This is a genomic window from Xanthomonas theicola (genome assembly GCF_014236795.1).
GTDB lineage: Bacteria > Pseudomonadota > Gammaproteobacteria > Xanthomonadales > Xanthomonadaceae > Xanthomonas_A > Xanthomonas_A theicola.
This window is the reverse complement of record NZ_CP049017.1, coordinates 1,243,049-1,257,199: the sequence shown is the minus strand read 5'-3', so window position 1 is coordinate 1,257,199 and position 14,151 is coordinate 1,243,049. Positions and strand designations below refer to the sequence as shown.

General features: G+C 69.5%; 12 protein-coding genes. 4 read left to right on the top strand and 8 right to left on the bottom strand.

Going from position 1 to position 14,151, the window contains the following annotated elements; translation table 11 throughout:
* The 4 genes from G4Q83_RS05635 to G4Q83_RS05620 form a co-directional block, all read right to left on the bottom strand.
* A complete protein-coding gene (locus G4Q83_RS05635; protein ID WP_246432290.1) occupies window positions 1-267 on the bottom strand; it encodes a hypothetical protein in 267 nt (88 codons plus the stop codon).
* A gap of 454 nt (window positions 268-721) precedes the next feature.
* Window positions 722-1,669, bottom strand: a complete 948-nt coding sequence (locus tag G4Q83_RS05630) for an aspartate carbamoyltransferase catalytic subunit (protein WP_128419015.1) — start codon at window positions 1,667-1,669, stop codon at window positions 722-724.
* A 19-nt stretch (window positions 1,670-1,688) separates the two neighbouring features.
* Window positions 1,689-2,171 carry a Holliday junction resolvase RuvX gene (gene ruvX / locus G4Q83_RS05625; RefSeq protein ID WP_128419016.1) on the bottom strand — a complete coding sequence of 161 codons (483 nt, stop codon included), beginning with the start codon at window positions 2,169-2,171 and terminating at the stop codon, window positions 1,689-1,691.
* A complete protein-coding gene (locus tag G4Q83_RS05620) occupies window positions 2,164-2,730 on the bottom strand; it encodes a YqgE/AlgH family protein (RefSeq protein ID WP_128419017.1) in 567 nt (188 codons plus the stop codon). Before G4Q83_RS05620 ends, ruvX begins: the two co-directional genes overlap by 8 nt.
* 105 nt (window positions 2,731-2,835) lie before the next feature.
* Here G4Q83_RS05620 and G4Q83_RS05615 point away from each other — a divergent pair, with 105 nt between their 5' ends.
* Together G4Q83_RS05615 and G4Q83_RS05610 are read left to right on the top strand one after the other, a co-directional pair.
* Window positions 2,836-4,644 carry a DUF4153 domain-containing protein gene (locus tag G4Q83_RS05615; RefSeq protein ID WP_128419018.1) on the top strand — a complete coding sequence of 603 codons (1,809 nt, stop codon included), beginning with the start codon at window positions 2,836-2,838 and terminating at the stop codon, window positions 4,642-4,644.
* A 15-nt stretch (window positions 4,645-4,659) separates the two neighbouring features.
* On the top strand, window positions 4,660-5,196 hold the full coding sequence (locus G4Q83_RS05610) for a DNA-3-methyladenine glycosylase I (RefSeq protein WP_128419019.1): 537 nt from the start codon (window positions 4,660-4,662) through the stop codon (window positions 5,194-5,196).
* Window positions 5,197-6,251: 1,055 nt separating this feature from the next.
* On the opposite strand, the gene serS is transcribed toward G4Q83_RS05610, so the two are convergent.
* The gene (gene serS, locus G4Q83_RS05605; RefSeq protein WP_128419020.1) at window positions 6,252-7,532 is read right to left on the bottom strand and encodes a serine--tRNA ligase; all 1,281 of its coding nucleotides are present in this window, start codon (window positions 7,530-7,532) and stop codon (window positions 6,252-6,254) included.
* 161 nt (window positions 7,533-7,693) lie between these two features.
* Between serS and G4Q83_RS05600 the strand changes: the two genes are divergently transcribed.
* Complete coding sequence (locus G4Q83_RS05600; protein ID WP_128419021.1) at window positions 7,694-8,353, top strand: energy transducer TonB; 660 nt, start codon at window positions 7,694-7,696, stop codon at window positions 8,351-8,353.
* 432 nt (window positions 8,354-8,785) lie between these two features.
* Here G4Q83_RS05600 and aroA read toward each other — a convergent pair whose 3' ends face one another.
* The 3 genes from aroA to serC form a co-directional block, all read right to left on the bottom strand.
* Window positions 8,786-10,099, bottom strand: coding sequence for a 3-phosphoshikimate 1-carboxyvinyltransferase (gene aroA / locus G4Q83_RS05595; protein ID WP_128419023.1), 1,314 nt, complete (start codon window positions 10,097-10,099; stop codon window positions 8,786-8,788).
* Window positions 10,100-10,661: 562 nt separating this feature from the next.
* A complete protein-coding gene (gene pheA, locus G4Q83_RS05590; protein ID WP_128419024.1) occupies window positions 10,662-11,837 on the bottom strand; it encodes a prephenate dehydratase in 1,176 nt (391 codons plus the stop codon).
* Window positions 11,838-11,933: 96 nt separating this feature from the next.
* Window positions 11,934-13,019: a 3-phosphoserine/phosphohydroxythreonine transaminase gene (gene serC / locus G4Q83_RS05585; RefSeq protein WP_128419025.1), complete on the bottom strand. Its 1,086-nt coding sequence runs from the start codon at window positions 13,017-13,019 to the stop codon at window positions 11,934-11,936.
* A gap of 150 nt (window positions 13,020-13,169) precedes the next feature.
* Here serC and msrP point away from each other — a divergent pair, with 150 nt between their 5' ends.
* Window positions 13,170-14,138 carry a protein-methionine-sulfoxide reductase catalytic subunit MsrP gene (msrP, locus tag G4Q83_RS05580; RefSeq protein WP_128419026.1) on the top strand — a complete coding sequence of 323 codons (969 nt, stop codon included), beginning with the start codon at window positions 13,170-13,172 and terminating at the stop codon, window positions 14,136-14,138.
* The last annotated feature ends 13 nt before the right edge of the window (window positions 14,139-14,151 follow it).

Genomic DNA, 14,151 nt, shown 5'->3' with positions numbered 1-14,151 from the left:
CTAGCCTACGTGACGGCTCTTCTGGAATTCCACCGGACCGCTGTACCCGGGATATTTTTTCCTCACCAGGATCCTGTCGCCCGAGCCCACGCAGGCGTCTTCCAGCGAGTTGTCGACGTGGCCCTCATCGACGAAGAACTCCTCGTAGGGCAACGACAGCACGCGCTCGTCGCCGTCCACGGTGAACTTCAGCAGCAGCGCGTCGTCGCGCTCGGAACACAGGCGCTGCCACGGGAACGTGGTGAGCGCCGAGGCCGGTACCTCCACAGCGTCCCTGCCACCCAACAACGTGATGACCTGCTGCGCGAATTGCTCTGGTGCATCCTGCGGTCGAGACGAGGGAAAGGGTCGGCACGGCGATGCAACGCAGCGGCGCTCGCGCGCCTGCAGCGCGTATCACGCGCCATCACGCGCGCATGGCGATGGAACTGGAGCCGGACATGGGACGTGGCTCCTTCCGCCTCGATGCCGGATTCTGGGATCTTCGCATACCCGACGCAAGGCGGATGCCGCGGCCTGGGAAGGGCATCCCGGAACGCCGGGTGGGCGCGAGAAACCACGCGCGACGAACGCCGCGTGGTCAAGCCAGGAAGACGTTCAAAGCCGGCCAGCTCTTCGACATGGGCAGCACTGCGGTCGCTGCCGCGCGCGATCGGGGGTTGGCGGCGGTGGCCGGCGCCGCCGGCCAGGACGCCGGCATCCTCGCTCCGCCCGCCCGCGCTCAGCCCAACAACGTCTCCAACACCGCCATGCGCACCGCCACGCCGTTGGCGACCTGGCGCAGCACGCACGACTGCGCGCCGTCGGCCACTTCGTCGGTGATCTCCACGCCGCGGTTGATCGGCCCCGGGTGCAGCACCACCGCGTCCTTGGCCGCACGGCGCAGGCGTTCGGCGGTGAGGCCGTAGCGCGCGTGGTAGCCCTCCAGCGAGGACACCAGGCCTTCCTCCATGCGCTCGCGCTGCAGGCGCAGCATCATCACCGCGTCCACGCCGTCGAGCATGGCGTCGAAGTCGTCGCCGACCACGCAGCCGGCCAGGGTGTCGTCGTCGGGCAGCAGCGCCTGCGGGCCGCACACGCGCACCTGGCCGGCGCCAAGCGTGCGCAACGCGTGCAGGTCCGAGCGCGCCACGCGCGAGTGCTTGACGTCGCCGACGATGACCAGCTTGAGCTTGGAGAAGTCGCCGCCCTTGGCGTGGCGCAGGGTCAGCATGTCGAGCAGGCCCTGGGTGGGATGCGCGCTGCGGCCGTCGCCGGCGTTGATCAGCGCGGTGCCCTCGCCCGCCGCCGCGGCCAGGCGCTCGACCGCGCCGTCCTCGGGATGGCGCACGACGAAACCGCGCACGCCCATCGCCTCCAGGTTCTTCAGCGTGTCGCGCGCGGTCTCGCCCTTGCGCGTGGACGAGGTCGAGGCGTCGAAGTTCAGCACGTCCGCGCCCAGCCGCTGCGCGGCCAGCTGGAACGAGCTGCGGGTGCGCGTGGACGGCTCGAAGAACAGCGTGCACACCGCGGTACCGGCCAGCACGTTGCGCTTGCCGACCCGGCCCACCGCCGCGTCGCGGATCTGCCCGGCGCGGTCCAGCAGTTGCAGCAAGGTCGCGCGCGGCAGGCCTTCCAGGGTCAGCAGGTGGCGCAGGCGCCCGTTCGAATCGAGTTGCGGATCAGTCATGGCGGGTCCGGGAAGGGAATCAGGAAAGGGAGGTGGCGTCGCCGGGCGCGGCCAGCCAGCGCTCGACGATCACCGCGGCGGCGGCCGCATCCAGCGCGGCGGCGTCGCGGCGGCGCTTGCGGCCTGCGGCGCGGTCCACGGCGAAGCGCTTGGCCGCCTCGACCGAACTGGAACGCTCGTCGACCAGCACCACCGGCAGCCGGTAGCGCGCGCCGAGTTCGCGGGCGAAGGCATGCGCGCGCTTGCGGTTGGGTTGGTCGGCGCCGTCCAGGGTCAGCGGATCGCCGACCACCAGGCCGTGCGGGCGCCACTCGGCATGCAGGCGGTCCAGCGCCGGCCAGTCCGGTCCCTGCGCCTGCACGTCGACCACGGCCAGGGCGCGCGCGCCGTTGCCCAAAGCGTTGCCGACGGCCACGCCGATGCGACGGTTGCCGACGTCGAAACCGAGCACGGTGCCGTCGCGGCGGATCGCGCCGGGCGCGAGCGTGTCGGGCTCAGGCATGCCCGCTGTAGTCGGTAAGGCGGAACAGGTCCACGCCGATGCGCCCGGCCGCGGTCTGCCAGCGCCGCTCCAGCGGCAGTTCGAACAGCAGTTCGGCGTCGGCCGGCGCGGTCAGCCAGCTGTTCTCGCCCAGTTCGTATTCCAGCTGCCCGGCGCCCCAGCCGGCGCAGCCCAGCGCGACCACCGCGTTGCGCGGGCCGTCGCCGCGCGCCATCGCCTCTAGCACGTCGCGCGAGGTGGTCAGGAACAGGCCGTCGCCGAACGCCAGGCTCGAATCCCAGGCGCGCGCGCCGTCGTGGATCACGAAGCCGCGTTCCGGATGCACTGGCCCGCCGCTGAGCACCACCTGTTCACGCAGCGTCGCGTCGATGGTGTCGATGCCCATCTGCGCCAACACCTCGCCAAGCGTGTATTCGGAGGCGCGGTTGACCAGCACCCCCATCGCGCCGTTGGCGTCGTGCTGGCAGATCAGCGCCACGCCGCGCGCGAAGTTGGGATCGGACAGCGCCGGCAGCGCGATCAGCAGTTGGTTGGCCAGGGGCGTAGGCAAAGCGGGCATAGCGCCATTCTATCGTCCCTCCCGGCCCTGCGCTGCGCCGGACCGGATCGGGCTGCCATAATCGGCCGATCCGGCGCTGTCGCGCCGCCAAGGACGCTGGCTCGCATGGAAACCGCCCCCGACCTGCCGCGGCAGACCCGTGCCTTCATCGTGCTGGTGGCGCTGCTGCAGGGTGCGCTGATGTACCTGGCCCAGCGTGGCGCCGAGACCGGCCTGTGGCCGTTCGCGGCACTGGGCAGCCGGGTGTGCTGGTACACCCTGGTGCTGACCGTGCCGACGCTGACCCTGCTGTCGGTGCGGCGCCTGAGCGAGCTGCGCCTGTGGCAGCACGCGATCGCGCTGGCGCTGCTGGTGGCGGCGCTGTCGGCCTGGGCGGCGTGGAGCGCCACTGGCGCGCCGGGGCTGCGTAGCGCGGAGGTGCTGGCGCCGTTCGGCATGGCCATCGCGCTGGGCATGTTCGTGCTGCTGCCGTGGCTGCAATGCCGCCTGCCGCATGGCCGCTGGCAGGCGCCGTACCGCGAGCTGTTCGAGCACGCCTGGCAGAACGCGTTGACCCTGGCATTGGCCGGCGTGTTCGTCGGCGTCTGCTGGCTGGTGCTGTGGCTGTGGGGCGCGCTGTTCGCGCTGGTGAAGCTGGATTTCTTCCGCGAGTTGTTCCGCGAGACCGCCTTCGTCCACCTCGCCACCGGCACCATGTTCGGCCTGGGCCTGCTGATCGGCCGCACCCAGCAGCGCGCGGTGCAGGTGATGCGGCAGATCCTGTTCGCGATCTGCACCGGGCTGCTGCCGCTGCTGGCGTTCGTGGCGGTGCTGTTCGCGCTGAGCCTGCCGTTCACCGGGCTGCAGCCGCTGTGGGAGACCCGCGCCGCGGCAAAGATCCTGATTGCGCTGGTCGCCGGCTTGGCGGTGTTCGTCAATGCCGTGTACCAGGACGGCGAGGCCGCCCCGCCCTATCCGCAATGGCTGCGGCGGCTGATCGACGCCGGCCTGCTGAGCCTGCCGCTGTACGCGCTGCTGGCGCTGTACGCGCTGTGGTTGCGCATCGACCAGTACGGCTGGAGCGCGGACCGTTTCAAGGGCGTGCTGGCGGCGGTGCTCGCCTGCGGCTACGCGTTCGGCTATGCGTGGGCGGTGCTGCGTCCGCGCGGACGCTGGCTGCGGCCGCTGGCGCCGGTCAACCGGGCCATGTCATGGGGGGTGATCGCGCTGGCGCTGGCCACCGCGTCGCCGCTGCTGGACCCGTACCGCCTCGTCGTCGGCAACCAGTTGCAGCGCCTGGCCGACGGCCGCACCACGGCCGCGCAGATGGATCTGTACTACCTGCGCTTCGACAGCGGCCGCCGCGGCTACCGCGCCATGCAGGCGCTGCGCGACGTGCCGGGCTTCGTCGACGACCCTGCCCAGTTGCAGCGGCTGCAGCGCGTCCTGGACCGCCCGCAACGCTGGAGCGGCAGCGGCGAGGAGGAGGAGGAGGACCCCGCGCGCGACCGCATCGCCGATCCTGCCCAACTGCGCCAGCACATCCCGCTCGCCGCCGGCAGCGCCGATCCCGGCGCCGACTGGTGGCAGGCGCTGCTCGCCGGCCAGTTCAACGACAGCGGCTGCCGGCAGCGCGAGGGCCGCTGCGTGCTGCTGGTGCGCGATCTGGACGGCGACGGCCGCGACGACACCCTGCTGTGCAACCAGCAGGAGATCTACGGCCTGCGATGCCGCATCCATGCGCGCAGCCGAGACCGCTGGCAGGATGCGGCAGGGGTGCACTTCTTCTCGCGCGACGGCAAGCACCCGGACGCGCCGCTGGAAGCGCTGCAGGCCGGTGAACTGGAACCGGCGCGACGACGTTGGCCGGACCTGCGTCTGCCGGGTGCGCAGCGCGCCGACGTCTCCCCCGAAGACGACCACCAGGACGACTGACGGAGTCCACGCCGCATGACTACCTATTGCGACAGCGCCCCTGGCCATCCATTGCACGGCCCCTACCATGACGACGAATACGGCGTCCCGCTGCGCGGCGAACGCGAACTGTTCGAGCGGCTGCTGCTGGAGATCAACCAGGCCGGGCTGAGCTGGGAACTGATGCTGAAGAAACGCGCCGGCTTCCGCGCCGCCTACGCCGGATTCGACGTAGACACCGTCGCCGACTACGGCCAGGCCGACGTGCGGCGCCTGCTCGCCGACCCCGGCATTGTCCGCAACCGGCGCAAGGTGCAAGCGGCGATCCACAACGCCCAGGTGATCCGTGGGCTGCGCCAGTCGCACGGCAGCTTCGCCGCGTGGCTGGACGCGCACCACCCGCGCGACAAGCCCGACTGGATCAAGCTGTTCAAGCGTACGTTCCGCTTCACCGGCGGCGAGATCACCGGCCAATTCCTGATGAGCCTGGGCTATCTGCGCGGCGCGCACCTCGAGGATTGCCCGGCGTTCGCGCGCATTGCGCGGCTGGATCCAGCGTGGAGCGGAGAATAGCGATCGGGGATGAAGCCCGAACCGCCGGCGCCATGAGCAGGCCAGGGCCGCCCTGCGATTCGTCATCGACGTACAGCCGATCGCCCCAGCCAGTCTCGGGAGGCCGCGGCCTTGTCGCTGGCTCCCCGCGCGTTGAGGACGGGGCAGACTCAACTTGCAGAGGTTCGGCGCTTGGCCGCTGCGGTGTATGCGCACGCAGCCGCGGTGGGCGATCGGCGGCGGCGCCAGCGCAGCGTGCGGGCGCGCCGTTCGGCGGAAGGCACGACCTTGTTTCAGCGGGTCCATGACCCCCTGGCGTATGAGCGCTGGTCTGCCCGGCAGATCGCGGCCAGACGGCGCGCCATGCATCCCGACGACGCCAACCGGCGTACCGGCCGCGAGACAATCTGCGCGGCCATCGCCGCCCAGCCCCGTGGTGGGCAGCATCAGGCCCTGCATGTATCAGCGCGCCGGCTGTACACGGTCGGCATGCGCCAACACGCTGACGATCGTCTCGCTATAGCGCTCGAACCACGACTCCAGGCGCTTGCCCATCGACACCCTCGCTTGATAGATGAGGGCGTCGCCATCACGCCTTGGCTTTTTGACACAGTCGTACTAGCGACCTGGCTTGCGGCGGCAGGAATCCGGGAGGGGCGATCTTCCGAAGGATCTGGAGCGGGGCGGGTCGGCCCTGCCCTCCTCCCCGGCTCCGTGAGCGCCGGGCTGCCTTGGCGGGGCTGGAGGGCGACTTCGGTGCCCCTAGCCTCCGGTCGGGATTGGTCACCGCCGCGGAGGAATCATTGCGGCCGCCGCGATTCCGGCACGCGAGGCGAGAGCGACATCATCCTTGCCAGGGCTTGCCAACGCCGCGGCCGCAACGCCGCTCCGCCGTGGGCGCGCGGGTCAGCCGGTGCCAGGCGGTGGGACGGCGCGCGCGATGCACGGCCCGGGTCCGCGGCGCGGCCGCCGGCTCAGGATCCAAGTCAGACGGCGGGCCGAGGCGAACGGCCGACCGCCGCCGGCCGTCGCGGACCATGCGGCGGCGGCAAGCGGCGTGCGCGCAAGGCTAGAGTTCAACCGATGCGCTCGAGGCCGCCCATGTAGGGACGCAGCGCGTCGGGCACGGTGATCGAGCCGTCGCCGTTCTGGTAGTTCTCCATCACCGCGATCATCGCGCGGCCGACCGCGGTGCCGGAGCCGTTGAGCGTATGCATCAGCTCCGGCTTGGCGGTGGCCGGATTGCGCCAGCGCGCCTGCATGCGCCGCGCCTGGAAATCGCCGCAGTTGGAACACGAGGAGATCTCGCGGTAGGTCTGTTGCGATGGCAGCCAGACTTCCAGATCGTAGGTCTTGGCCGCGGAGAAGCCCATGTCGCCGGTGCACAGCAGCATCTTGCGGTACGGCAGGCCCAGCGTTTCCAGCACGGTTTCGGCGCAGCGGGTCATGCGCTCGTGCTCGGCAGCGCTGTCCTGCGGACAGCAGATGCTGACCAGTTCCACCTTCTCGAACTGGTGCTGGCGGATCATGCCGCGGGTGTCGCGGCCGCCGCTGCCGGCTTCGGAGCGGAAGCACAGCGAGTGCGCGGTCATGCGCAACGGCAGGCGCTCGGCCTCGACGATCTCCTCGCGGACCAGGTTGGTCAGCGAGATCTCCGAGGTGGAAATCAGGTAGCGCTTCTGCTCGCCGAGTTGGGTGGCGAACATGTCCTCTTCGAACTTGGGCAACTGGCCGGTGCCGTACAGGCTGTCGGCGTTGACGATCACCGGCACGTTGGTCTCCTGGTACCCGTGCGGGCCGGTGTGCAGGTCGAGCATGAGTTGCGCCAGCGCGCGGTGCAGCCGTGCGATCGGCCCGCGCAGCACGGTGAAGCGCGCGCCCGACAGCTTGCCCGCGCTCTCGCCGTCCAGCCAGCCGTGGCGCGCACCCAGTTCCACATGATCCTTGACCCCAAACTCGAACGCGCGCGGTGTGCCCCAGCGCTGCATCTCGACATTGTCGGCCTCGTCCTTGCCGGCCGGCACGTCGGCCTGCGGCAGGTTGGGGATCTCCAGCGCGAGCGTTTCCAACTGCGCGCGGATCTCGTCCAGGCGCTGTTCCGAAGCCTTCAACTCGTCGCCGAAGCCGGCGACCTCGGCCATCAGCGCAGCCGCATCCTCGCCCTTGGCCTTGGCCTGGCCGATCGCCTTGGAGCGGCTGTTGCGCAGGCTCTGCAGTTCCTGGGTCCGTACCTGGATGCGCTTGCGGTCGGCCTCCAGGGCTTCCAGGGCGGCAACGTCCAGCGTATAGCCACGACTGGTGCGCAGGCGCTCGGCGAGGTCGGCGGGCTGTTGGCGGAGCAGGACGGGATCGAGCATGGGCACGGCACGCGATGAGCAGGGTCGCGCATTATCGCCTGCCGGCCGCGCTTTTGCGGAACGACGGCGGACGGCGGCGCGGGGTTCGCGTCGGCACCGCCACTGCGCGACCGGTTAACCGGGGCTGTGCAAGAATCGGAAAGTCGCCAACGGTGAGTCCCATGTCCACGTCGCCTCCGTCCTCCAGCACCGGCATCGTGCTGCACCTGCCGCGCCGCCTTCTCCTGACCGTCGGCATCGCCTTTTGTGCCGGACTGCTGCTGTTCCTGGTGGTCTGGCTGGCCGGACGCAAGGACAACGACTTCTACAAGCCGCAACCGGCGCAGATGCAGCAGGATGCGGCGCAGATCAAGCCCCTGCCCGAGCCCTTGCCGGCCGGCAGCGGCGCCAGCGACATGCCGCAGGCCAAGCCGGCGGCAGCGGATGCGCCGAAATTGGTCGAGACCGCGCCGCCTGCCCCGCCGCCCGCCGCCGATGCAATGGCGCCGGTGCCCGGCGGCACCGAAGGCGCTGCTACGGGGACCAACGCCACCGCGCTGGCGCCGGGCGATCGTCCGGTACCGCTGGAAGGGCAGCCGCCGCCGCGCTATCCGTCGGCAGCCTTGCGCCGCGGCGACAGCGGCACGGTGGTGGTGCGGGTCGAGGTGGATGCCGGCGGTGCCCCCGCGGGCGTGGCCCTGGTCAAGCGCAGCGGCTCGCGCGAGCTGGATCGTGCCGCGATGGAAACCGTGCGCCGCTGGCGCTTCCGGCCGGCGCAGCAGAAGGGCCAGGCGGTCGCCGGCAGCCTCGAGATCCCGTTCGATTTCAAGCCGGCCCAGTAAGCTGAACATCGCTTGCGGGACGCATGCTGCGTTCACGGGCGACTGACGCCTCACGAACGGAATCGGCGCAAGACTGGTCGCGTCCCTGAGACGCAGGAGCACGACCATGTCCAGACCGCAGCAGACACAGGAGCTGTATCCGCGGAAACGCCATACCGAGGAACGGTCGCACGCCCATCGCCGTTCGCCTTGGGCTTGGGTCGTTTTGATCGCGTTGGTGCTGGCGGCCAGCAGCTGGTGGATGAGCCGCGATCGCGGGCTCGACGGCCCAGCCAAGGCACCGGCACCGGCGACGCCGGCCAGCGATCGGCCACGCGCGCCGTAGATGCCGCAGATGCGCGCTTTCCTGGATACGCGACTCTCGCTGGATACGCGACTTGGGTCGTGATGAGTAACCAACGCGGCCTGTGCTCGGCAGGCCGCGATCAAGTCTTAGCCAGTGGCGACCAGACCGAATCCGGCATTGCGCGCCAAGGTATCGAAGCCCGGGAACGAGGTCGCCACATTGGCGACATCGTCGATCCGCACCGCGCCGTCGGCCAGTTGCCCGGCGATCGCGAACGCCATCGCGATGCGGTGGTCGCCGCGACTGTCGATCACGCCGGCGCCCAGCGTGCCGCCGTGGATGACGGCGCCGTCGGGCGTCTCGTCGACGATGATGCCCAGGCTGCGCAAGCCGGCAGCCATTGCGGCCAGGCGATCGGATTCCTTGACCCGCAGTTCGGCGGCGCCGGTGACCAAGGTCCGCCCCTGCGCCGTGGCGGCGGCGGCGAACAACGCCGGGAACTCGTCGATCATGTCCGGCACGACCGCTTCCGGGATCTGCACGCCGCGCAGCGGCGCGTGGCGCACGCGCAGGTCGGCGACCCGCTCGCCGCCATGCTCGCGGTGATTCTGCTCGGCGATATCCGCGCCCATCAGCCGCAGCGCGGCGAGCAAGCCGGTGCGACGCGGATTGAGGCCGACCGCCTGGAGGGTAATGTCCGACCCCGGTATGACGCTGGCGGCGACGATGAAGAACGCCGCCGAGGAGAAATCGGCCGGTACCGCGATGTCGGTGGCACGCAGGCGCTGGCCGCCGTGCAGGCGCACGTGGCCGGGCGCGAAGGCGATCTCCACGCCGAACGCGGACAGCATGCGTTCGGTGTAGTCGCGGGTCGGATGCGGCTCCTGCACCGAGGTGATCCCGTCGGCGTAGAGACCGGCCAGCAACACCGCCGACTTGACCTGCGCGCTGGCCACCGGCGAGGCGAAGTCGATGCCGCGCAGCGGCTGCCCGCCGTGGATACGCAGCGGCGGCACGCCACCGGCATCGGTATCGATCCGCGCGCCCATCAGCGCCAGCGGCTCGGTCACCCGGCGCATCGGCCGCCTGGACAGCGACGCGTCGCCCACCAGCACGCTGTCGAACGGCTGCGCCGCCAGCAACCCGGCGAGCAGGCGCATGCCGGTCCCGGCGTTGCCGCAATCCAGCTCGCCTTGCGGCGCCTGCAGCCCATCGACGCCAACCCCGTGCACGATCCGCTGCGACGGCGACGGCGTGTCGATCCTGACCCCGAGCTTGGCGAAGATCGCCGCGGTCGACCGCGTGTCCTCGCCCTCCAGGAACCCATCGATATGCGAGACCCCATCGGCCAGCGCCGCGAACATCACCGCCCGATGCGAGACCGACTTGTCGCCCGGCACATGCAACGTCCCCTGCAAGGCAGAGCCCTTCGTTGCGATCCAGTACTGCGCGTTGCTCATCACCATTCCCGAGATTGCCGTCGCCCCCGCAGCGGGCGCGCTGTTGATCTTGTCGTAGCGGCTGATTCCGCCGCCGCTGCTGATTTTACCGTTGCCGTTGCCGTGGCCGTTGCTGTTGCTGTTGCTGTTCGCTTTTCAGGGGTCCCCATTGAGTGGTCGGCGAGCGGCCTGGGAACAACCCCGAAGGGGCGGCGCGCAGGATGCGCGACGTTTTTCGCTGGCACATGGATGTGCCATCGAAAAATCCCAGGTTGCTCGCGAACCCCGCGCACGGCGCGGGGCGACCCGACTGGGGCGGCCTTTCTTTTGCTTACTTTTCTTTGGCCGTTCAAAGAAAAGTAAGTCGCGCAAAGCGCGAAAGCCTTTGCTTCTAGCTCTAGCTCTAGCTCTAGCTCTAGCTCTAGCTCTAGCTCTAGCTCTAGCTCTAGCTCTAGCTCTAGCTCTAGCTCTAGCTCTAGCTCTAGCTCTAGCTCTAGCTCTAGCTCTAGCTCTAGCTCTAGCTCTAGCTCTAGCTTCTAGCCCTGACTTTCAGCTCCAACCGCACGCAAGCACACCATCAAAATCAAGGCACCGCCACCGGGTACGACCCCAACACCTTGATCTGCGCCGAATGCGCCTTCAACTCCGCCAGCGCCTGCTTCATCGACTCGTCCTCCACATGCCCGGCCAGATCGATGAAGAACCCGTACTCCCACTTCGCCTGATGCGAAGGCCGCGACTCGATCCGGTTCATGCTGATACCATGCCGCGCGAACGGACTGAGCACATCGAACAGCGCCCCCGGCTTGTCATGGATGAACACCAGCACCGACGTGCGATCGTGCCCCGACGGCGGAAAGATCTGCCGGCCGATCACCAGGAAGCGCGTCGTGTTGTCGTCGTCGTCCTCGATCGACTTCATGATCACCTTCTTCAGTGCGTATACGTGCGCCGCGCTCTCGCCGCCGATCGCGGCCGCATCCTCCGCATTGCGCGCGCGTCGTGCGCCCTCGGCATTGCTCGACACCGGGATCTTCTCCACCTTCGGCAGATGCGCGCGCAGCCAGCCGGCGGTCTGCGCGAACGATTGCGGGTGCGCATAGATCCGCTCGATCGCATCGAGCCGGCCGCTGCACGACAGCAGGTACTGATGCACGCGCAGCTCGGTCTCGCCGCAGATCTTCAGGTTCGAGGTCAGGAACATGTCCAGGGTGACCTGGATCGTGCCCTGCCCGGAATTCTCGACCGGCACCACGCCGAAATCGGCGCTGCCGCTCTCCACTTCCTGGAACACTTCCTCGATCGTCGCCATCGGCAGGCCCACCGCCGAACGGCCGAAGTGCTTGAGCACCGCCTGCTGGCTGAAGGTGCCTTCCGGACCGAGGTAGCCGACCTTCAGCGGCTCCTGCTGCGCCAGACAGGCGGACATGATCTCGCGGAATACGTGCACCAGCACTTCGTCGCTGAGCGGGCCCTGGTTGCGGTCCACCACCATGCGCAGCACCTGCGCCTCGCGCTCGGGGCGGTAGTAGTCCACCGCCGCGGCGAGCTTGCCCTTGGCCTTGCCGACCTGGTGCGCGAACTGCGCGCGCTCGGCGATCAGCGCCTGGATGGTGCGGTCGATCTGGTCGATCTTGGCGCGCACGTCGGCCAGCGCCGGCGCCGCGGCGGCGGGCTTGGCCAGGCCGGTCGGTTGCGGCTTGGCCGGTTTGGCCGGCTTGGCGTCCGCGCTTCGGGATTTGTTCGGCTTTGCGGCCATGGATCGTGGTTCCTCGATGTCCTGGATCGCCGCCTGGGCGATCCGGTCGCGGCTGATGGCCCGAGGCCACCTTGAGCCGCTCCTGCAGGGGATGATTCAGCCGTTTCGCTGCTGGAAGTCGCGCATGAACGCGGCCAGCGCTTGCGCGCCGGCCACCGGCATCGCGTTGTACAGCGAGGCGCGGATGCCGCCGACCGCCTTGTGGCCCTTCAGCGCCAGCAGCCCGGCCGCCTTGGATTCGGCGACGAAGCGCGCGGTGAGGGTCTCATCCGGCAAAAAGAATGGGATGTTCATGCGCGAGCGCGCGTCGGCCACCACGTCATTGCGGTAGAAGCCGCCGGAGCCGTCGATCGCCGCGTACACCAACGCCGACTTGGCCTGGTTGCGGTGCGCGAACTCCGCCACCCCGCCCTCGGCCAGCATCCACTTGAACACCAGCCCGGCCAGGTACCAGTTCCAGGTCGGCGGCGTGTTGAGCATCGAATCGCGCGCGGCGTGCGAGCGGTAGTCGAAGATGTCGGCGCGCGGCTGGCCGCTGCGCTGCAGCAGGTCCTTGCGGATGATCACCACCGCCACCCCGACCGGGCCGAGGTTCTTTTGCGCGCCGGCGTAGATCACCGCGTACTGGGACACATCGATCGGATCGGCGGCGATGCTGGAACTGAAATCGGCGAACAGCGGCACGCCGCCCACGTCCGGCGCCGCCCGGAACTCGACCCCGTGGATGGTCTCGTTGGCGGTGATGTGCACGTAGGCGGCATCGGGGCTGAGCTGCCAGTCCTGGCGCGGCGGGATGTCGCGGAAGCCGCCGGCCTCGCTGCTGGCGGCCACGTGCACGTTGGCGTACGGGGCGACCTGCTTGAGCGCGGTCTTGCCCCAATGCCCGGTCACCACGTAGTCCACGGTCTGCCTGGGGGCGGCGAAGTTCAGCGCCAGCAGCGCCTGCTGGGTGGTGGCGCCGCCGGACAGGAACAGCACCGCGTAGTCGTCGGAGATGCCGAGCAGGCGTCGCAGGTCGGCCTCGGCCTGCGCCGCCACCGCCATGAACTCGGCGCCGCGATGGCTCAGCTCCACGATCGAGGCGCCCACGCCGTTCCACTCCAACATCTCCGCCTGCGCCTGGCGCAGGACCGATTCCGGCAATGCAGCGGGGCCGGCACTGAAATTGAACGCGCGCGTCATGGGGCACCTATCGGACAGAGCGCCTAGTATGCCGCAGCGCACCAGCCCGCGGCCCAGGCAATTTAGGTTGCATTTGCATCCATTCGCTCTGCGCATGCGTAGTCTGTGCTGAAGTGGCCCGCAGCCACCCGCCCCCTCCAGGAGTCAGCCATGTCGTTGCGCGATGCGCCCAACATTCCCGGTCGCGAGATCACCGACGAGGCGGTCTACCGCGACCGGCGGCGTCTGTTGCAGGCCCTGGCGCTGGCGCCCGCGGCGGTCCTGGCCGGTTGCGCCGAGGCCGAGCCGCCGGCGCCGCCGAAGACCGTGGTGACCCCGGAACAGGCGCGCAGCGGGTTCCGCACCAGCGAGGAGCCGACCCGTTACGAAGACGTCACCAGCTACAACAACTTCTACGAGTTCGGCACCGACAAGACCGACCCGTCGAAGGCGGCCAAGACCCTGCGCACCGCGCCGTGGTCGGTGAAGGTGTCCGGCGAATGCGAGAAGCCCGGCACCCTGCCGCTGGACGACCTGCTCAAGGGCAACAGCCCCGAGGAGCGCGTCTACCGGCTGCGCTGCGTGGAAGGCTGGTCGATGGTGATCCCGTGGCTGGGCGTGCCGCTGGCCGCGGTGCTCAAGCGCTTCGCCCCGACCTCCAAGGCCAAGTACGTCGCCTTCACCACGCTGGCCGATCCGCAGCAGATGCCCGGCATCCGCTACCGCTCGATCGAGTGGCCGTACCGGGAAGGGCTGCGCATCGACGAGGCGATGCACCCGTTGACCCTGCTTGCCACCGGCCTGTACGGCAAGCCGCTGCCACAGCAGAACGGCGCGCCGCTGCGCCTGGTGGTGCCGTGGAAATATGGCTTCAAGAGCATCAAGTCGATCGTCGAGATCCGCTTCGTCGAGCGCATGCCGGAAACCGCCTGGCACGCCCTGCAGCCCTCCGAGTACGGCTTCTTCTCCAACGTCAATCCGGCGGTGGATCACCCGCGCTGGAGCCAGAAGACCGAGCGCCGCATCGCCGGCAAGGCCAGCAAGCTGTTCGCCGAGCGGATCCCGACCCGCCCGTTCAACGGCTATGCCGACCAGGTCGCGGCCATGTACGCAGGCATGGACCTGAAGAAATGGTATTGAGCGCGCGGGACCC